The organism is Streptomyces sp. SJL17-4, assembly GCF_036826855.1.
GTDB lineage: Bacteria > Actinomycetota > Actinomycetes > Streptomycetales > Streptomycetaceae > Streptomyces.
This window is the reverse complement of the sequence record NZ_CP104578.1, coordinates 3,735,032-3,753,756: the sequence shown is the minus strand read 5'-3', so window position 1 is coordinate 3,753,756 and position 18,725 is coordinate 3,735,032. Positions and strand designations below refer to the sequence as shown.

The 18,725-nt window shown below is 71.0% G+C and carries 20 protein-coding genes; 7 read left to right on the top strand and 13 right to left on the bottom strand.

The annotated features are described in order from the left end of the window. The first annotated feature begins 113 nt into the window (after positions 1-113). Both N5875_RS16605 and N5875_RS16600 read left to right on the top strand, forming a co-directional pair. Positions 114-566, top strand: coding sequence for a DoxX family membrane protein (locus N5875_RS16605; RefSeq protein WP_318212359.1), 453 nt, complete (start codon positions 114-116; stop codon positions 564-566). After that, on the top strand, positions 563-994 hold the full coding sequence (locus tag N5875_RS16600) for a Zn-ribbon domain-containing OB-fold protein (RefSeq protein ID WP_318212360.1): 432 nt from the start codon (positions 563-565) through the stop codon (positions 992-994). The genes N5875_RS16605 and N5875_RS16600 overlap by 4 nt, the downstream gene beginning before the upstream one ends. Here the strand turns inward: N5875_RS16600 and N5875_RS16595 are convergent. The 5 genes from N5875_RS16595 to N5875_RS16575 all read right to left on the bottom strand — a co-directional run bounded on the left by N5875_RS16595 (position 983) and on the right by N5875_RS16575 (position 6,091). Next, complete coding sequence (locus tag N5875_RS16595) at positions 983-3,070, bottom strand: protein kinase (RefSeq protein ID WP_318212361.1); 2,088 nt, start codon at positions 3,068-3,070, stop codon at positions 983-985. The two genes, N5875_RS16600 and N5875_RS16595, sit on opposite strands and share 12 nt — an antisense overlap. Positions 3,071-3,235: 165 nt before the next feature. Then, on the bottom strand, positions 3,236-3,640 hold the full coding sequence (locus N5875_RS16590) for a hypothetical protein (protein ID WP_318212362.1): 405 nt from the start codon (positions 3,638-3,640) through the stop codon (positions 3,236-3,238). Positions 3,641-3,843: 203 nt separating this feature from the next. Further along, positions 3,844-4,449 carry a DinB family protein gene (locus tag N5875_RS16585; RefSeq protein ID WP_338494508.1) on the bottom strand — a complete coding sequence of 202 codons (606 nt, stop codon included), beginning with the start codon at positions 4,447-4,449 and terminating at the stop codon, positions 3,844-3,846. Then, complete coding sequence (locus tag N5875_RS16580; protein ID WP_338494506.1) at positions 4,446-5,096, bottom strand: HAD-IA family hydrolase; 651 nt, start codon at positions 5,094-5,096, stop codon at positions 4,446-4,448. The genes N5875_RS16585 and N5875_RS16580 overlap by 4 nt, the downstream gene beginning before the upstream one ends. Before the next feature lie 527 nt (positions 5,097-5,623). Next, positions 5,624-6,091, bottom strand: a complete 468-nt coding sequence (locus tag N5875_RS16575) for a hydrolase (protein ID WP_338494504.1) — start codon at positions 6,089-6,091, stop codon at positions 5,624-5,626. A gap of 69 nt (positions 6,092-6,160) precedes the next feature. On the opposite strand from N5875_RS16575, the gene N5875_RS16570 reads away from it, so the two are divergent. Beyond that, a complete protein-coding gene (locus N5875_RS16570) occupies positions 6,161-6,559 on the top strand; it encodes a hypothetical protein (RefSeq protein WP_318212366.1) in 399 nt (132 codons plus the stop codon). Between the two features lie 14 nt (positions 6,560-6,573). On the opposite strand, the gene N5875_RS16565 is transcribed toward N5875_RS16570, so the two are convergent. The 3 genes from N5875_RS16565 to N5875_RS16555 all read right to left on the bottom strand — a co-directional run bounded on the left by N5875_RS16565 (position 6,574) and on the right by N5875_RS16555 (position 8,640). After that, positions 6,574-7,461, bottom strand: coding sequence for a PhzF family phenazine biosynthesis isomerase (locus tag N5875_RS16565; protein ID WP_338494502.1), 888 nt, complete (start codon positions 7,459-7,461; stop codon positions 6,574-6,576). Between the two features lie 73 nt (positions 7,462-7,534). Further along, positions 7,535-7,780 carry a DUF397 domain-containing protein gene (locus N5875_RS16560; protein ID WP_318212368.1) on the bottom strand — a complete coding sequence of 82 codons (246 nt, stop codon included), beginning with the start codon at positions 7,778-7,780 and terminating at the stop codon, positions 7,535-7,537. After that, the gene (locus N5875_RS16555) at positions 7,777-8,640 is read right to left on the bottom strand and encodes a helix-turn-helix transcriptional regulator (RefSeq protein ID WP_338494499.1); all 864 of its coding nucleotides are present in this window, start codon (positions 8,638-8,640) and stop codon (positions 7,777-7,779) included. Before N5875_RS16555 ends, N5875_RS16560 begins: the two co-directional genes overlap by 4 nt. Positions 8,641-8,731: 91 nt before the next feature. Here N5875_RS16555 and N5875_RS16550 point away from each other — a divergent pair, with 91 nt between their 5' ends. Then, on the top strand, positions 8,732-9,157 hold the full coding sequence (locus tag N5875_RS16550) for an ATP-binding protein (protein ID WP_338494498.1): 426 nt from the start codon (positions 8,732-8,734) through the stop codon (positions 9,155-9,157). 5 nt (positions 9,158-9,162) lie between these two features. Here the strand turns inward: N5875_RS16550 and N5875_RS16545 are convergent, their stop codons facing one another. The 4 genes from N5875_RS16545 to N5875_RS16530 all read right to left on the bottom strand — a co-directional run bounded on the left by N5875_RS16545 (position 9,163) and on the right by N5875_RS16530 (position 14,812). Next, on the bottom strand, positions 9,163-11,412 hold the full coding sequence (locus N5875_RS16545; protein ID WP_338494496.1) for a VCBS repeat-containing protein: 2,250 nt from the start codon (positions 11,410-11,412) through the stop codon (positions 9,163-9,165). A gap of 129 nt (positions 11,413-11,541) precedes the next feature. Then, complete coding sequence (locus tag N5875_RS16540; RefSeq protein WP_338494495.1) at positions 11,542-13,761, bottom strand: VCBS repeat-containing protein; 2,220 nt, start codon at positions 13,759-13,761, stop codon at positions 11,542-11,544. Positions 13,762-13,858: 97 nt separating this feature from the next. Beyond that, on the bottom strand, positions 13,859-14,365 hold the full coding sequence (locus tag N5875_RS16535; RefSeq protein ID WP_318212415.1) for a DUF664 domain-containing protein: 507 nt from the start codon (positions 14,363-14,365) through the stop codon (positions 13,859-13,861). A 48-nt stretch (positions 14,366-14,413) separates the two neighbouring features. Further along, the gene (locus tag N5875_RS16530; RefSeq protein WP_318212375.1) at positions 14,414-14,812 is read right to left on the bottom strand and encodes a DUF1992 domain-containing protein; all 399 of its coding nucleotides are present in this window, start codon (positions 14,810-14,812) and stop codon (positions 14,414-14,416) included. Between the two features lie 152 nt (positions 14,813-14,964). On the opposite strand from N5875_RS16530, the gene N5875_RS16525 reads away from it, so the two are divergent. Further along, the gene (locus tag N5875_RS16525) at positions 14,965-15,801 is read left to right on the top strand and encodes a M23 family metallopeptidase (protein ID WP_338494493.1); all 837 of its coding nucleotides are present in this window, start codon (positions 14,965-14,967) and stop codon (positions 15,799-15,801) included. 112 nt (positions 15,802-15,913) lie between these two features. Here the strand turns inward: N5875_RS16525 and N5875_RS16520 are convergent, their stop codons facing one another. Then, positions 15,914-16,120, bottom strand: a complete 207-nt coding sequence (locus tag N5875_RS16520) for a cold-shock protein (protein ID WP_318212377.1) — start codon at positions 16,118-16,120, stop codon at positions 15,914-15,916. A 261-nt stretch (positions 16,121-16,381) separates the two neighbouring features. On the opposite strand from N5875_RS16520, the gene N5875_RS16515 reads away from it, so the two are divergent. Both N5875_RS16515 and mqnC read left to right on the top strand, forming a co-directional pair. Further along, positions 16,382-17,254, top strand: coding sequence for a menaquinone biosynthesis protein (locus tag N5875_RS16515; protein ID WP_318212378.1), 873 nt, complete (start codon positions 16,382-16,384; stop codon positions 17,252-17,254). A 270-nt stretch (positions 17,255-17,524) separates the two neighbouring features. Further along, positions 17,525-18,724: a cyclic dehypoxanthinyl futalosine synthase gene (gene mqnC / locus N5875_RS16510; RefSeq protein WP_318212379.1), complete on the top strand. Its 1,200-nt coding sequence runs from the start codon at positions 17,525-17,527 to the stop codon at positions 18,722-18,724. The last annotated feature ends 1 nt before the right edge of the window (position 18,725 follow it).

The following is an 18,725-nucleotide window of genomic DNA, read 5'->3' as shown; positions in this document are numbered from 1 at the left end:
CACGCCGACCGGCGCCCTGGATCGAGGAGGGCCCGCCCCTTGCGCGAGAGGCGGGGCTGCGCTGAACTGACGTACCGTCAGATCCAGTGTGTCCCGGGAGAGGGAGCGCGCGCATGCAGACCGTCTGGCTCACCGGCGCCGAATGGCTCGCCGTCCTCCGCATCGGCCTCGGCCTGTGGTGGCTGGAGAGCTGGCGCCACAAGGACAGGAAGGGCTGGTTCGAGCGCGGCACGGGCATCGCCTGGGCCGCCGACGTGGCGGGCAAGCACAAGTGGCCGCCGGTCAGGAAGGGCTTCGAGACGGTCGTCGCACCGCGCCCCAAGCTCATGGCGTACGTCGTCGTCTACGCCGAACTGGCCCTCGGGCTCGGCCTGGTGGTCGGCTTCCTGACCCCGGTCGCCCTGATCGGCGGCCTGCTCCTCAACCTTCTCTACCTCGTCCTCATGATCCACGACTGGGCCGAGCAGGGGCAGAACGCGATGATGGCGCTCATCTCCCTCGTCGCCCTCCTCGCCATGTCCTGGCAGACCTGGTCCCTCGACGCGGCGATCGGACTGTTCCTGTGACGGCCGCCGACCCCGACATCGACGTCTTCACCCGCCCGTACTGGGACGCGGCGAGCGAAGGCCGCCTCCTTCTGCGCCGCTGCGCGGCCTGCGACCGCGTCCACCACTACCCGCGCGAGTTCTGCCCGCACTGCTGGAGCGAGGACGTGACCTGGGAGCGGGCGAGCGGCCGGGCCACCCTCTACACCTGGTCGGTCGTCCACCGGAACGACCTCCCGCCCTTCGGCGAGCGCGTCCCGTACGTGGCGGCGGTCGTGGACCTGGCGGAGGGGCCGCGCATGATGACGGAGGTCGTGGGAGTGCCGGAGGGCGACCTCCGGATCGGGATGGAGCTGGAGGTCGCTTTCCGGAGGGAGGGCGACGGGGGCGGGGGCGGGGGCGGGGGCGTCACCGTCCCCGTGTTCGGGGTGCCGCGTTCAGCGGGCTGAGATGTTCCGCCAGAGGTGCGCGCGGTCCCCCGGGTTGCAGGTGTACGTCATCGTGAACGGCGGTCCGGGGATCAGGCACCAGCCGTTCTCCACGTTCTGGATGGTCCGCCCGGCGGACGTCGAAGTGCCGACCTTCCAGGACTGGGCAGCGGTTCCGTCGCAGGCGGCGACGGCGACGGTGGAGCTCGACCGGGCCAGGCACTTCCCGGAGACCTTGGCGATGAGGCGGAAGGTGCCGTTCGCACCGGGGGAGTAGGTCCAGGAGTAGGCGAGGTAGCCGCCGTTCGTGGGCTTGGAGCCGCACTCGTACGTGTCGACCAGGAGGGCGTAGCCCGCGTCGTTCTCCGCCAGGCACTCGCCGCTGGAGACGTTCTGCAGGGAGTACGTCCCCGAGGTCGACGAGCCGCCGCCGGTGGACGGCGGGGGCGCCGGCTTCGTGGTCGTGGGGCGGGGGGCGGGACGGGTCGTGGTGCCGCCACCGGAGGGGGTGGTGGGGTTGGAGCCGCCGCCGTCACCGTCGCCGCCGCCGGACGGGTCTGATGTGGACCCGCCGCCGGAGCCGGAGCCGGAACCACTGCCGGAGCCGGAGCCGCTGCCCCCGGGCTGGGTGCCGGTGCCGCCCACGTCGCCACCGGCACCGCCGTTGGCGGACGGGGGCGGTGCGCCGGGTGAGGTGCCGCCCGGCGGCTTGGACGACGGCGGCTTGGAGCCGGGCGGGGTCTTGCCGGACGGAGAGCCGGGAGTGGTCGACCCCGGCGGTACGTTCGCCGGCTGCGAGGCCACGCCGGACGGTGCCGAGGAGGAGGGGCCCGGGGAGGCGCCGAGGCGGCCGATCTCGTACGGGCCAAGGGCGACGGTCAGGGTGGTGCCGGTGGCCACGACGACCGGCACGGCGAGCATGACGAAGCGGTTGCGCCGCTTCTCGCGCGGGCCACGGACGGCGGAGCCGGTGACGGCGAGGGGATCGGGCGAGGCGGTCGCGGGCTCCTTCGAGCCCGCCTGCGGGGTGAGGGAGGCGGTGGCGACGTCCTTGGCGGACTTGGCGTCCTCGGCGTCCTCGGCGGCTTCGGCGGATTCGGCGGACTCGGCCTTCGCGAGCTCCGCCAGATGCTCGGCGGTGGGCGGCTCGGCGGCGAAGGCGGCCCGCTCGGCTATGCGTTCACCGACGGCGGAGGGCCAGAGGGCGGCGCCTGCGGCGTGGTCGTCGGCGGGGTCATGGGCGCGCTCGGCGGCCTGCGCGGCGGCGCGCTCGGCGGTGCGCTGGGCGATGTGCTCGGTTGCGCGCTCGACGAGCTCGGCGGCCGTGGGGCGGTCCCCCGGGGCCTTGGCGAGACAGGTCCGGATGAGGTCGGCGAGCTCGGGCTCCGTCTCGGTGAGCCGGCCGAACTCGGGCTCGGCGTGGACGACGCGGTAGAGCAGGTCGGGGCCGGAGCCGTCGCCGAAGGGAGGGCGTCCGTTCGCCGCGTAGAGGAGGAGGCTGCCGAGGGCGAAGACATCGGCGGCGCCGGTGAGTTGGCGGTCGGCGACGGCCTGCTCGGGGGCCATGTAGGCGGGGGTGCCGATGACCATGCCGGTCTTGGTGAGACGGCTCTGGTCGGCGGCGCGGGCGACGCCGAAGTCGATGAGGGAGAGGCCGGAGGAGGTGAGCATGACGTTGGAGGGCTTGAGGTCGCGGTGCACCATGTCGGCGCCGTGGACGACCCCGAGCCCGGCGGCGGCCTCGCGGAGGAGCCGCCAGAGGGCGGGGCCGGGGAGGGGGCCGCCGTGCAGCCGGATGGCCTCGTTGAGGGTGATGCCCGGGATGTACTCGGTGGCGAACCACGGCGGCTTGGCCGTGCGGTCGCTGGCGAGCAACTTGGTGTTGGCACCGGCGGGGAGCCGGGAGAGGTTGTCGAGCTCGTGGCCGAAGTGGCTGAGGAAGTCGGCGTCTTCGGCGAGCACGGGAAGAACCCGCTTCACTGCGGCGAACTTCCCCGGCACGGCACCGAGATAGACCCGCCCCATCCCACCGGACCCGAGGACCCCGAGCAGCCTGAACGCGCCGATCTGCCGGGGATCACCCGGTTCCAGCGGCATGGCCCCACTGCCGTCCAGACTGTCCGACTTTGAGTTGTTTTCCAGTTCCCCCTGCATGAGCCACACAGTAGCCGAGCACTTCTGAGATCTGAATGTTTCTCAGGTTACGTGAGGGAGACGCCAGTTGGGCGTCCAGAGGGGTCGCCCGGCCGCGCGGTGGCGGGGTCAGTTCGCCGGTCTGATCAGGATGCAGTGGGGGTGATCGTGGTCCGGATCGCCGACGGCGGCCCAGAGCTTCAGTTCACTGCGTGTCCTTATGAGGGCGAAGGAATCGGGCTCCCGCTCTCCCGTTTCGGGGTGCGCGGTGTCGAAGGTGATGGTGAGGAAGCTCTGCTTCTTGTAGGTGCTCTGTTCCCAGGTGCCTTTTCCGGACTGGGTCAGATCCTCTTCCCAGCCGAAGGCGATGCAGACGTTGTCGGCGACGAACGTCCCGTCCTGCTTCAGCGTGAGGGTGCCGTCCTGGAAATCGGTCCACGTGGTCGCGAGTTCGGCCCGCTTCAGTTCGAGCGGTTCGCCTTCGGGCGGCGGCAGGTCGTAAAGCCTGCCGCAGGCCGTGAGGGCGAGGGCCATGGCGAGCAGGACCAGCGCGGTAGGACGGTAACGCAACACACTCCACCCCTAGCGGGTTCCGGGGGTCGCGTGCGTCGCGACCTGTGGACTCTGGACTCTGGACTCAGGAACCCACGTCGTACCCTGGCACGGAGTTTGAACATGTTCAAGTCGCGCCCTTCTGTGCAGCTTCCGGGCCGGCGCCCCGGGGGCGCCCCCGGGGCTCACAGTCCGACCGCTCCGTCGATCCGTTCGCGGATCAGGTCGGCGTGGCCGTTGTGACGGGCGTACTCCTCGATCATGTGGATGAGCACCCAGCGCAGGGAGACCGCCCCCCGCCACGCGTCGTGCCCCTCGACATCGAGGTGCGGAGCCTCGGCGGCGAAGGATTCCGCGAAGGCGACTTCGGCGTCCCAGGCGGCCCAGGACTCCGCGACGGTCTCGGGGTCGGGGGCGGAGCCGTCGAAGTCGCCCTCGGGCGCCTCGGCGGAGGAGAAGCGCAGCTCGACGTCGTGCCCGGCGAGCACCGCCCGGAACCAGCGGCGTTCCACGTCGGCGAGGTGCCGGACGAGGCCGAGCAGGGAAAGGGACGACGGGGGCACGGACCGAACGGCCAACTCCGCCTCTAGGCCGGAGCACTTCAGCTGCAAGGTGGCCCGCTGGGCGGCCAGTATGGCCACCAGCATGGTCTTCTCGTCGCCGGTCGCGGGGCTGCTGAACCGGCTCGCGCTGTCGGTGCCGGGGGTGGTGCGGGTGCCGGTGCCGGAGGCGGAGGCGGTGCTGGAGGCGGAGGCGGTGAACAGTTCGATTCGTCGGTCGGGAATCTTCATGCCCGCATCATGGGCTCCGGGTGACCGGCGCCGGAACCCAGGATGTGGGGCGCGGCCTCCGCCAGGGACCGGAAGTGTCGGTGGGCCTCGGGGTGCGGGGTCTCGGTGTTGACCGTCCAGACCGTCATCCCGGCCGCCAGGCCGGAACGGACCCCGGACGGCGCGTCCTCGATCACCAGGCAGTCCCCCGGGTCCGCGCCGAGCTTCTCGGCGGCGAGCAGGTACGGGGCCGGTGACGGCTTCCCCTCGGTCACCGAGGCCGCGTCCACGATCAGCCCCGGCATCGGAAGGCCGGTCCGCTCGAACCGTCCCCGCACCCGGTGCTCGTAGTTCGACGTCACCAGCGCCCACCGGTCCGCCGGCAGCGCGTTCAGCAGCTCGGCGGCTCCGTCGAAGGCCGCGTAGGAGCCGGTACGGACGTCCTCGTCCTCCAGCTCGTGGAGCAGGGCGAGGCACTCGCCCGGGTCCTGCCCCGGGACCACGGCGGCGAACGTCTCGACCGGCCGCGTCCGGAGCGCGACGGCGTACACCTCGTCCCCGTCGAGCCCGTACCGCGCGGCCCACTCGTGCCAGACGCGACGCTGGTTGGCGACGGCGTCCATAAGAGTGCCGTCGACATCGAAGAGAACGAACTTTTCGCTGGTCACGGGGGAGATGGTACGGGCGGGGTAGTGGGGTGCGGGTGCGGGTGTGGGTGTGGGTGTGGGTGAGGTTTCTGGGGCGGGGGTTTCGGATGGAGTGCGGGTGCGGCCGCCCTCTTTCCGAGTGTGGCGGCCTCCACCACCGCGTCAAGGGCGCTCCTTCGTCGCGTCGCTGCGCGATGGGCTTCGCCCACCCTTGACCCGGCGGCGGAGGCCGCCTTTTCACACTCGGAGGGCGGCCGAGGGCCGAGGCCTACGCCTGAGCCTCGGGCAGTGGCCGGGGCGGCGCGGCGTGTGCCGGCCGGTGGGTGGGGGCTTTGTTCGCGGCGGGTGGGTGGGCTCCCGTCGGCCGGTTCGGGGTGCGCGGTTGTTGAATGGGGCGGCCCGGCTCCGGCTTGGCGGCCGACCGCGGGCCTTTGGGCGGGGCTTCCGGCCCCGCTGGTCCGCCTGGGTGGGTGGTGGGGTGCGGTCGAGGGGAGGTTTCTCGCGGTAACTCGGCCCTGAGGGGTCAATTCGACCCTCGTGGAGGTTCTTTACTCCGAGTAATGCGGAGTTTCACTCGCGCCCCGGGCTGCCCTCGGGCGGGGCAGGACCCTCTTGGCGCCGAGTCGGACGGCGTAGCGCTCTCGTGCGGCGAAGTCCGCCGCCGTCCACACCGCTGGGCGGCCGAGCTCCGCGCAGAGGTGGAGGATCGCGTCGTCCCCGACGTGGACGCCGACGTGAGCCCCGTACGCGCTGGGCGTGGAGTTGAACAGGACCAGGTCGAGGGGCTGCGCGACCGGCACGTGGACCGTGGCCTCCGTGTCGGTCCAGAGTTCGGAGGAGCGCAGGTCCGGGGGCGTCAGGCCGAAGTGTCTGAGCACCTCGTACGCGAACAACTGGCAGTTGGCGCCCCCTGTGAGGCCGGGGCGGGCGGCCACGGCGGCGGAGCCCGGGAAGCGCGAGCCCTCGTACCGGACGGTCCAGAACTCCGCCGGGAGAACGGTCGTGATCGACTCCATCGCCTTGTCCTTGCCTTGGGCCCGGCAGCGTTACTGTCAGATTGACGATAATGGGGTAAGGTCCGGCGCATGACGGAATCGCGAGAAGACGCGGAACTGGCCCTCAAGGCCGCCGAATTGGTGACCCGGTGGGTTTCGGCGAGCAAGCCCCTGACGGAGGCGCAGGGGTGGGTTCTGGTTGGCCTTCAGCACGCGGGCTCCGGCAATTTGGAGATGCGCATATGGGAAAACGTGGATGACTGGGAGCGCCGGCTGGTCGAAGTCCTCGCCGCCGACGATGGGAGCGAGGACAGTCGCCGGCGCAGCGAAGCCGCGCAGCGGGCGGCCGTCTCCGAGATGCGCGACATGCTTCTTGACGGAATCCCGAGGGGGGAGTCGGCGAACCGGATCTGGCGCAAGGGCCAGGGCCCCGACCCGCGAGACGAGCTGCGCCAGTTCGTCGAATCCGAGTCGGGGAAGACGGCCTAGGCCTGTCGTTCGGGTCAGGCCGGGATGCGGGTCCCTGCGCCGCCGACCCTGATCCGCCGGTCGCCCGCCCGCAGTTCCACCGTCAGGACGCCGGGGCGTCCCATGTCCTCCCCCTGGTGGAGGGTGAGAACCGTCGCCTCGGGCACGAGTCCGAGTTCACGGGCGTACGCGCCGAAGGCGGCGGCCGCCGCCCCGGTCGCCGGGTCCTCGACCACACCGCCCACCGGGAACGGGGCGCGGACGTGGAAGACGTCCGCAGAGGCGCGCCAGACCAGCTGCAGCGTCGTCAGGTCGAGCCGGTGCATCAGGGCCTCCAGCCGGGCGAAGTCGTACGCCAGGCGGGCCAGGCGCTCTCGGCTCGCGGCGGCGATGACCAGATGGCGGGCGCCCGCGAAGGCGATGCGGGGAGGCAGGGCGGGATCGAGGTCGTCGGCCGGCCAGTCGAGCGCGGCGAGTGCCTCTGCCAGGTCGTCGGCCGCGATCTCCTCGATGTGCGGCTCGACGCTCGTGAGCGTGGCCCGCAGCACCCCGCCCTCGCGCGTCACGGTGACCGGCACGGTCCCGGCCTGCGTGGTGAACACCAGGTCGCCGGGGCCGACGCGCTCGCCGAGGGCCACGGCCGTCGCGACGGTGGCGTGACCGCAGAAGGGCACCTCCGCCTTGGGGCTGAAGTAGCGGATCGTGTACGCGCGCCCGGACTCCGACGCGCCGGAGTCCGCCCCCTCGGGCGGCGCCGTCAGGAACGCGCTCTCGCTGTAGCCGACTTCGGCGGCGATCGCCAGCATCTCCTCGCCGCTGAGGCCCGTGGCGTCGAGAACGATTCCGGCGGGATTGCCTCCCTCGGGATCGTCGGAGAAGGCGGTGTATCGCAGGACGTCGGGGTTCTTCTGAATGGAGTTCATGCCGGGGCAACGGTGAAGATCACTGGGTTGGTTCCCCAGCCTCGGCTTCTGTGCTCATGGCATACGCCGCTGGTCACGCCCCCGATGCCGTACCCACGAACGCGGCCCAGGCCGCCGGGGCGACGGCGAGCTGCGGGCCGTCGGGGTTCTTGGAGTCGCGGATGTGGATGGCGGTGGCGTGAGCGGCGACCTCGACGCACTCGCCGCCTTCGCCGCCGCTGTAGCTGGACTTGCGCCAGTCGTACGCGACTTCGATGCAGTTGCCGCCTTCGCCGCCGCTGTAGCTGCTCTTGAACCAGGCCAGATCTGCGGTGCTCATAGCTCTCCCAGCATCTTCTCGATCAACTCCAGGGACTCTTGGGGCGTGAGTGCCTGCGCCCGGATGATCCCATAGCGCTCGGTGTACATGCGGACCTCCTCCGGGTCGGTGATCAGACGGGCGTGCCGGTAGCTCTCGATGTACGCGACCTCTCGCCGCCCCTTGGGAGTGAGAAGGGTGAATGCCCCTTCCAGCGCGGGGTGTTCCTCGCGGTCGGTCGGCATGATCTGGAAGTGCACGGTCCGCATGCGGGCCGCTTTGCCGATGTGTCGCAGCTGCTCCCGGAACGCCTCCCGGCCGCCCAGCGGGCGGCGCAGCACCGACTCCTCCACGACGAAGCTCATCGTCGGCGCAGGCCACTTGTCGAAGATCGCCTGGCGCGCCAGGCGGTCCGCCAGGCGCTTCTCGATCGTCGACTCGTCGTACAGCGGGCGACGGTGGCGGAAGACGGACTCGGCGTAGGCGGGGGTCTGCAGGATTCCCGGCACCGCCTGCACCTCGTAGTAGTGCAGCGCCACCGCCTCGGCCTCCGCCTTCGCGAAGTCCTGGAACCAGTCCGGGTGCCGTACGCGCGCCCGCGTCAGCACCTCCCGTACGTCCTCCACCGCCGCCACCAGCACCCCGCCCGCCCGTACTGCCGGGTCGGCCCGATGCAGGAAGTCCGGCTGTGGCGTCCGGACGCCCCGCTCGATCGAGGACACCAAGTCCTCGCTGCAATGCGTGATCTCCGCCAGTTCCGCCTGGCTCAGGCCCGCGTTCCGCCGCAGCACCTTGATGATCTTCCCGAGCGCACGGAACAAGTGCGCCGTACCGTCCACCTCGGAGGGCCGTTCCGGCCGCTCCTCCTTGTTCCCCGACATCCGTACCGCCCTCTTGGCGCACCCGTACAGTGACTCAGCGTCGTCGCGTCGCTGCTGTTCAGGGTAGGGCGCGACCGCCAGGCTCTGGGGCATGAAGTCTGAAACCTCCACCCCAACCGGTGAGTTCACGCTCCGGCTCTCGGCCACGCGCCGGGGCGCGCGGCTGGCCCGGCTGTTCGCCGTGCACCAGCTCCACGACTGGGGCGTGACCGGGCTCGGCGCCGAGGCCGCCGAGGTGGTCGTCGCCGAGCTCGCCGGCAATGCCGCCTTGCACGGCCGCGTGCCGGGGCGGGACTTCGAGGTCCGGATGTGGCTCGGCGATGACCACGTACGGATCGAGGTGTCCGACGCGCGGGGCGAGCGCCGCCCGCAGCCGGGCGGGAAGTCCGACGAGGGCGGCTACGGGCTGATGCTCGTGGCCGCCCTCGCCACCACGTGGGGCGTCAAGGACCGCTGCGTCGGCAAGACGGTCTGGGCGACCGTCCCGCTGTCGCCTCAGAACACGGTGGTGGAGTAACTGAGTCAGACGAACAGGGTGAAGTGCGGATCGTCGAGCCAGCTGAGGGCGTTGACCCCCCGCGCGGGCCCGAACGGCTGCCTCCAGGCCCCCGTGCCCTTGTAGAGCGACAAGCTGTGGCCGTCGGGCGTGGCAGAGGTGTACAGGTCCGGTCGGCCGTCCCTGTTCGCGTCGCCGATGCCGAGGAGGTGCTGGTACGAGCTCCAGCCCGCGCCGATCCTCGTACGGGCGGCGAAGGTGCCGTCGCCCTTGCCGAGGTACAGCCACAGGACACCGGCCCGGTCGCGGGCGACGAGGTCTCCGGCGGCCCCGCCGGCGAGGTTGCCGGTGGCGGTGAGCTGGTTGTAGCCGCCCCACCCGCCGCCGATCCTCTTGCGCGCGGCGAACGGGGCGGTGCGCGAGCCCGTGCCCTTGTACAGCCACAGGACGCCGGCCCTGTCGGTGGCGACCAGGTCCGAGCGGCCGTCGCCGGTCAGGTCGCTTCCGCCGGTGAGCTGGGTGTACGTGCTCCAGCCGTCGCCGATCCTGACCCGGGTGGCGAGCGGCGCCTTGGCGTTCCCGGTGCCCTGGTACAGCCAGAGCACACCCGCCCGGTCCCGGGCCACGACGTCGCTCACGGCGGAGCCGGCGAGGTTCCCGGCCGCCTCGATCCGGTCGTACGTGTTCCACCCGGGGCCGACGAGCAGGCCGGGGTGCTGATCGAGCTGGTCCCAGTAGAGCGAGGGGAACGTCTCGGCCATCCACAGCCGGCCGGTGGAGTCCCGCAGGAACACGTCCGGCGAGCCGTCGGCGTCGTAGTCGTGCAGACCGGGCTTGCGGGTCACCGTGAACGACCCGGACGTCTTCAGCTCCGGGCCGATGCCGTTGAGCGGCTTCGCCGTGATCTGCCAGGTGTACGGCCCGGCGGACGCGCCGGTCCACGGGTCGGCGGAGCCGTTCCAGCCGAGTTCACCCTGCCAGGTGAAGCGCATCGGGGGCTCGTCCTCGCCGAGGGTGGACGGCAGGACGCTGTCCGTACGGGACTCCCCGGTACGGGTGTTGCGGATGGTGACGGACATCGACACGTTGTTCCGGTTCAGCCGCCACGCCATGGCGAGCCGGCCGCCGTTGCGGTCGAGGTCCACCACCGCCGGGACGTTGTGACCGAGCAGCGCGACCTTGGTCTGTCCGCCCGTCGCGGCGAGCAGTGTGGCGACGGGTACGCCGCCGGTCCCCGGGCTGATCCGGTAGAGGCCCTCGCCGCCTGCCACCGTGCCACCGACGAAGCCGATCGCGTCACCGGGTGCGTCGATGGCCGACACCGTGTGGTCGAGGAGCTTGCGGGTGGTGCCGTCGGTCAGATTGCGGGCCGTCAGGGCGTGCAGGGGGCTCGCCGGGTGGTCGAGCAGACCGCCGGGGCGCGAGTACGTGACCCACGTGCCGACCAGGCCGACGGCGACGTTGCCCGCCTCGGCCATCGGGAAGCGCTGGAGCCTGCCGCCCGCCGCCCGCTCCAGGACGTGCACGGTCGCGACACCGTTCGCGTTGTACTCGGTCCAGGCGACGTGCGTGGCGGAGACGGCGGGACGGCTGCTCCGGCCCGCGATGGTGCGCTTGCTGGTGACGGCGGCGGTCTTCAGGTCCAGGAGCGCCCAGTGGTGGCGGTCCGGGGTCTCGTACGAGAGGAGGACGGTGTCGCCCGCCACGGCTTGGGCGAACACCCGCGTGACGTCCGCCGGAAGACCGGTCACCGTCCGCTTCGTCGGCGTCCCCGCTCCGGGCTCGTAGAGGTGGAGGGCCCTGCCCCCGCCGTCGACGGTCGACACGAACAGGGTCGAGCGGACCGCCCCGGCGTACTGCCCGGCGAGGCCGGCACCGGCCGGGTCGACCGCGAGCAGCTCCTTGCCGTCCGCGGCCATGTCCCGGAGCGTGCTGACGCCCTGCGATTCGTCGACCACGATGTCCGAGTCGAGGGAGCCGAACAGAGTGTGCCCGTACGGGAACGCCGTCGCCTTCCCGTCGGCGAAGCGGGTCCAGCGGGCGATGTTCGGATCGGAGGCGTCCCAGCTCAGGAAGCCGGTCCGGCCCAGGCCCCAGAGGCTGTCACCCGGCCCGTACGGCACCGCGACGTCGGTTGCCGCTGCCACGCCCGCCACCGGGCTCGTGTCCGGCGCGGCCGTCGCCACGGTGGGCGCGGCCAGTGTGCCCACGGTCAGCGTGAGTACGGCCGTGACGGCGGCGGCGAGATGTCGCCGGGGCGTGTGTGCGTGGTTCACAGCGGATTCCCCCCAGGGATACGGGCACGTTGGTGATCCAACGTGCCCGTACCAGACTCACGAGAAGCCCGAACGGTTGTACGCCCGCTGTTCGTTCGGCGTACCCCCGGTGTTGCTCACTCGTCCGGGTCAGGCGACCGAGTTGAACTTCGTCCCCTCGCCCGCGTACAGGTTCGTCGTCATGCGGACGAACGGGGCCGTCACCGACCCCGTCGAGCGGTACACGTACGTCCCGCCCGCCCCGTACGCGATCAGGTCCGGCCGTCCGTCGTTCGTCACGTCGCCCGCGCCCACCAGCTGGGAGAAGCCGCCCCAGCCGCTGCCGATCCGCACGCGGGTGGCGAAGTTGCCCGCGCCGTTGCCCTGGTAGAGCCAGAGGACACCGGTGGTGTCCCGGGCGACCAGGTCGCCCGCGGCCGAGCCGGCGATGTTGCCGACGGCGGTGAGCTGGTTGTACGCGCCCCAGCCGCCGCCGACCTTCACGCGCCCGGCGAACGGGGCCGTGGTGCTGCCGGTGCCCTTGTAGAACCAGAGGGAGCCGGCGCCGTCCGTGGCGAGGAGGTCGGAACGGCCGTCGCCGTTGAGGTCGGAGCCGCCGGTGAGCCTGGTGTAGCCGCCCCAGCCGGAGCCGATCCGCACGCGGGTGGCGAAGCCGCCGTCGCCCTTGCCCTGGTAGTGCCAGAGCACGCCCGTGCTGTCGAGGGCGACCAGGTCGCCGGTCGCGCTGCCCGCGATGTTGCCGACGGCCTCGATCTGCTTGTACGTCCCCCACCCCGGGCCGACCTTCGTCCGCTGGGCGGTGCGGACCTGGGTGCCGGTCGGCCAGTCGAGGAGGTCGTCGCGCCACAGCACGCCCGAGGCGTCGCGGGCGAGGACGTCGGTCGAGCCGTTGTCGTTGAAGTCGTGCGGGTTCGCCGCGCGCCTCACGTCGAAGTACGCGCCCGTGGAGGTGTGGCCGAAGCCGTTGAGCGACGTCACGTCCGCGTTCACGGCATAGCTGCCGTTGGGCGCGCTGACACCGCCGATGAGCCCGTTCCAGGTGTAGCTGAAGCGGTTGCCGGAGGTCGGCGCGGAGATGCGCTGGGTGAACTTCTTGCCCGTGTATATGTGGGTGAAGGTGAGGTCGATGGAGGCGTTGGGGCGGGACAGGGTCCACGCCAGCGTCACCGTGCCGCTGTTCTTGTCGAGCTGCGCCACATCGGGGACGGACGTCTCGACGACCTGGATGCCGACGGGCCGGTCCGTGCCCGCGACCTTCGTGACGACCGGGGTGCCACCGGAGTCGGAGATCCGGAACAGGCCGTCGCCCTCCTCCACCGAGCCGCCGCGCACGAGCAGGCTGCCGTCCGGCGCGACGGTCGTCGAGGTGAAGTAGTCGAGGAGGTGGTACGCCGCACCGGAGACGGAGCGCCCGATCAGGGCGTCCTTTCCGTCCGGCTGGGTCGCGGTGAGGCCGCCCCGCTCGCCGTACACCACCGAGTCGCCGACGATGCCGGCGATCACGGTGGACTGGCCGGCGACCTGGCTGAGCCGCCGCACGCCGGCGCTGGGGTTCTCGCGGTCGTACCACTTGATGTCGGTGGAGCTGCCCGGGTGTTCGGTCCACGCCATGTACTTCGGGGTGATTCCGGCGGTCGCGCCCGGCCCGGAGTAGCCCGCGTAGTCGATTCTGGTCTGCCACTGGTCGTTGGCGTCGAGCCTGGCCAGGAAGCGGTGGTACGTGATGTGGTCGCCCAGGCCCCTGTGGGCGAGACCGAACGCGTCCGCGCCGGAGTGGGCGAGGACCCGGTAGGACTTCTCGCCCGTGTAGTTCGTCACCATCCGGTTGACGAGGACGCCGTTCAGGCGGGTGATGCGGTGCAGCTCCGGGTCGCCGCGGCCGTCGGGCTTCGTCGCCCAGATCGTGGTCCCGGTCAGGCCGGCGAACGTGTAGTCGGTGGTGCCGAGGACCTGGACGAGGTTGATCGACCAGGCGGAGTAGCTGGGCGCGGCCATGTCGCGGAAGGAGAACTGGGCGCCGTCCCGCACCACGACGACGTCGGAGTTGCTGCTCAGCGCCTCCGTGCCGGGGATGACCTCCACCGGGCTGCCGTCGAACTTCCGCCATTCCAGGACGGTTTCGCCGGACACGTCCTTCCGGGACGTGAGGAAGCCCTGGGTGCCGGTGCTCACGATCTCGGCGTCGGCCGGGATCGTGAGCACCACGTCCTGCGCGTCCTGCGCCCCCGCGGCGACGGCTGCGGGCGCGGCCATGGCCGGGGCCGTGACGAGGGTGCCGGTGACCGCGGTCACGGTGGAGAGGGTGAGGACCGCGGCGGCGAGCCGGCGGCCGGATATGCGGTGCTTCATAGCGGTGGATTCCCCCCAAGAACAACCGGATGCGGCAGTCGCCGCACCCGGTTGGACTCATGATCGCCACCGGTGGTTGTACGGGTGGGTCAGGGACTCACCGCCGCTCCACCACACCCCGTACGTACGCCGCCTGCCCCGCGTGCTGGAGGTCCTCCGCGATCACCGACACCAGGCGCACGCCGAGGGTGACCGGCGGGTCCCAGGCGGGGTCGACGACCCGGTCGAGGTCCGTGTTCGTCACCGCCCGCACCAGGTCGAGGGTCCGCGCGTGCACCGCGTCGTGGTAGCCGAGCAGCAGGTCCGCCGGGGCGCGGACCTTGCCCACCTGCGCGCTCGTCTGGCCGTAACCGGTGGCCCGCTTCCCGAAGGGCAGCCCGAAGCGGTCCCGCCAGCCGTCCGTGTCCCACAGCTGGTCCGTGTCGAAGGCGCCCGCGAGGTGATCGTCCTGGATCCGGGTGAGGTGCCAGACGAGCCAGGCGATCGAGTTGGCTTCCGGATCGATCCGGGCGGCGAGCTCGTCCTCCGTGAGGCCCTCCACGGCCTCGTGGACGGCCTCCTGGACCCGGCCGAACGAGTCGAGCAGCAGACCGGCGCTGTTCATGTGGGACATGAGGGGCTCCTTCCGGCGACCTGCGAGGCGACGCAGAGGTCAGGAACGCTCCGCCCGCCACCGTTCGACCGTCGCCTCGACGTCGAAGGGCTTGAGGTTCAGCGGCGGCCCGGCCGGCGGGCGGAGCAGCGCCTCGGCGATCCTGGTGTTGATCTCCCCGAGGATCCGGCGGACCTGGCTCTCCGAGACGGCTGCGGCCACCTCCGCCTCCGTGTCCTCCGCGGCCTTGCGCAGGGCCAGCGAGGGCGGGAGTACGGACGCGCCCTCGCGGTGCATCTTCCCCTTGATCCACCACAGCTCGTCGTACGGGGCCGAGTCGTCGGGGAGCGGCTTTCCGAACCCCGACAGGCTGCTGAACTCGCCACGCTCCGACGCCTCGCGGATCTGCTTGTCCACGAAGGACTCGAAGCTGACTCCGGGCGGCTTGCGTTCGGTCATGTGTCCAGACTACGTAAGCCTCGCGGTACGGGTGTGGTCTTCGCCGTCTACTGCGAGACGCGATCTTCCGGCACGCTGTGGTCCGTTCCCTCTGAGTCAACGCGCGTCGACCCCTGTCCCCAGGCCCTCAACCCCCACGTACCGGAGGACGCATGCGTGCCCGGATCACTCCCCTCGGCACCCTGCTCGCGCTCGTCGCGGGCCTGCTCACCGCGCTCGTCACCACCACCCCCGCCCAGGCCGCGCCGCTCTTCAAGGCGCCCTTCCCCTGCGGCCAGACCTGGACGTACAGCCACCATTCGGCCGAGGTCCGGCAGGCCCTCGACTTCATCCGCTCCGACGGCGGTACGACCGCCGGAGCCCCGGTCCTGGCCTCCGCGTCCGGGACCGCGTACCGCTACTCCCAGCCGACCGGCGCGGGCAACTACATCGTGGTCGACCACGGCGGCGGCTGGAAGACGTACTACTTCCACCTGAACGCCTACTCGGTGGCGAACGGCGCCGCGGTCTCCCAGGGCCAGCAGATCGGCACCACCGGCAGCACCGGGAACAGCTCCGGCGCCCACATCCACTACGAGCAGCTCTACAACGGCGTCGGCCAGTCGATCGTGATCAACGGCTCCTCCCTCGCCCCCTACCCCGGCTCGTACGGCTCCAAGTCCCTGACCAGCGACAACGGCTGCTCGGGCGGGGGAGGCGGGAAGTACTGGGTCGACACCTTCGCCAACGCCATCGGCTACGCCCAGGCCAACACCACCGCCCCCCAGGGCGTCCTGAACCAGGGCACGAACTACGTGTACTGCAAGGTCTGGGGGCAGGAGATCCGGGACGCCGCCGGGAACTACAACCACTGGTGGCTGAAGACCGACCTCGACACCGTGTACGCCGGGAAGAACGGCCGCGGGGCGTACGTCTCCGCGTACTACCTGTCCCGCTGGGGCAACGACGAGGCCCGCGACAACAACGGAACCGTGATTCCGAACTGCTGAGGCGCCCGAAGGGCCCGTAAAAGGGCAGGAGCCCCGCTCGTGCCCGAGGGCACGGAGCGGGGCTCCTTGGGTACTGCTCTAGAGGTGCGACGCGCTCGCCGACCCAGGCAACTTAGTTGGCCGGGGAGACGTTCTCCGCCTGCGGGCCCTTCGGGCCCTGCGTGACGTCGAACGTCACCATCTGGTTCTCCTCGAGCGAACGGAAGCCGTTCGCGTTGATCGCGGAGTAGTGGACGAAGACATCCGGGCCGCCGCCGTCCTGGGCGATGAAGCCGAAGCCCTTTTCAGCGTTGAACCACTTCACGGTTCCGGTAGCCATGAGCCCTCCTATGGGCCAAAGGGTCGCCCTGCTCCAGAACCTGCAAACAAGTCTGAAAACTACAAAAGCCTGCGGGTCACATGCTCCGCAGGCTCTGTACTGCAAGGGAAACCAAACTGCAACTTGCGTTGAGCGTAGCACGCAGGTCGCCCGGGACGGTAGAGGGAAAGATCACGTCACTCGCATGTTTGATCTCGCTCCGTGTGCTGACGCGCGTGCCCCGGCGATGCCCACGGTACGAGACGGGTCTAGCCTCACGATGTGGACAATGCAACCGACGAGCAGCAGCGCAGCCGGCCCCGCGTCGGGCACATCCAGTTCCTGAACTGTCTCCCCCTCTACTGGGGCCTGGCCAGGACCGGGACGCTCCTCGACCTCGAGCTGACCAAGGACACCCCCGAGAAGCTCAGCGAGCGGCTCGTCCGGGGCGATCTGGACATCGGCCCCATCACCCTCGTCGAGTACCTCCGCAACGCGTCGGACCTGGTCGCGCTCCCCGACATCGCCGTCGGCTGCGACGGGCCCGTCATGTCCTGCGTGATCGTCTCGCAGCGGCCCCTGGAGGAGCTGGACGGGGCGCGCGTCGCGCTCGGCTCCACCTCCCGTACCTCCGTACGCCTCGCCCAGCTGCTCCTCGCCGAGCGGTACGGGGTGGCGCCGGACTACTACACCTGCCCCCCTGACCTGGGCCTGATGATGCAGGAGGCCGAGGCGGCCGTCCTCATCGGCGACGCCGCGCTCCGGGCCTCGCTGCACGACGCGCCCCGGCTCGGCCTCCAGGTCCACGACCTCGGCCTCATGTGGAAGGACTGGACGGGCCTCCCGTTCGTCTTCGCCGTGTGGGCGGCGCGCAAGGACTACCTGGCGCGTGAGCCGGAGACCGTCCACGAGGTGCACCAGGCGTTCCTCGCCTCCCGGGACCTCTCCCTCGAGGAGGTCGCCAAGGTCGCCGAGCAGGCCGCCCGCTGGGAGACCTTCGACGCCGAACTCCTGGAGCGGTACTTCCGTACGCTCGACTTCCGCTTCGGCCCCGAGCAGCTCGCCGGGGTCCGCGAGTTCGCCCGTCGCACCGGCCCCACGACCGGCTTCCCGGCGGACGTCACCGTCGAACTGCTTCCCCCGGCGCGGGATTAGCGGGACCGCGCGGGGCCGCGCGCGATTGGCGGGACCGTGCGGGATTGGCGGGACCGCGCGTTCCCGGTTCCCCATTCGGCCTTCCGGGCCGGCCTTCCGTCGGCTTCCCGGAATTCGCCGTCGCGTCTCCGTTCGGTAATTCACCCCTTTATCCGGGTCCGGACCGTCCGCATTACCGCCACGCCCCCGGGCGCCACCCGCCGGAAGCCCTGAGGAGCGCTGGCGTAGGCTGGTTCGGTCGACAGAACCCCTCCGAAAGGGACACACCCGGTGACCGAGAAGGCCGAACTCCAGTCCGTTCTCGACCGCGCTGCCGCGGGTGGCCGGATCACCCCCGAGGAGGCGCTCGACCTCTACCGCTCGGCGCCCCTGCACGCCCTCGGCTCCGCCGCCGACGCCGTGCGCCGCCGCCGGTACGCGGGGACCGAGCACATCGCGACGTACATCATCGAGCGGAACATCAACTACACGAACGTCTGCGTGACGGCGTGCAAGTTCTGCGCCTTCTACGCCGCTCCCAAGGACACGAAGAAGGGCTGGACCCGCGACCTCGACGACATCCTGCGCCGCTGCGCGGAGACCGTGGAGCTCGGCGGCACCCAGATCATGTTCCAGGGCGGCCACCACCCGGACTACGGCGTCGAGTACTACGAGAAGCACTTCGCCGCCATCAAGGCCGAGTTCCCGCAGCTGGTCATCCACTCCCTCGGCGCGTCCGAGGTCGAGCACATGGCCCGGATCAGCGGGGTCTCCGTCGAGGAGGCCATCACCCGCATCCACACGGCGGGCCTCGACTCCTTCGCGGGCGCCGGCGCCGAACTCCTGCCGGAGCGGCCGCGCAAGGCCATCGCCCCGCTCAAGGAGAGCGGCGAGCGCTGGCTGGAGATCATGGAGATCGCGCACGGCCTCGGGGTCGAGTCGACGTCCACCATGCTGATGGGCACCGGCGAGACCAACGCCGAGCGGATCGAGCACCTGCGGATGATCCGTGACGTGCAGGACCGGACGGGTGGCTTCCGGGCCTTCATCCCGTACACGTACCAGCCCGAGAACAACCACCTCAAGGGCCGTACGCAGGCCACGCTCCTCGAGTATCTGCGCATGATCGCCATCGGCAGGCTGTTCCTCGACAACGTCGCCCACATCCAGGGCTCGTGGCTCACCACGGGCAAGGAGATCGGCCAGCTCACCCTGCACTACGGCGCCGACGACCTCGGCTCGATCATGCTGGAGGAGAACGTCGTCTCCTCCGCCGGCGCCAAGCACCGCTCCAACCTGCGCGAGATGATCGACATGATCCGCACCGCGGACCGGGTGCCGGCGCAGCGCACCACCACGTACGAGCACATCGTCGTCCACGACGACCCGGCGAACGACCCGGTCGACGAGCGCGTCGCCTCCCACATCTCGTCCACGGCGATCGAGGGCGGCACGGCACACCCCGAGCTGAAGCTCCTCGACGCGAACTGAC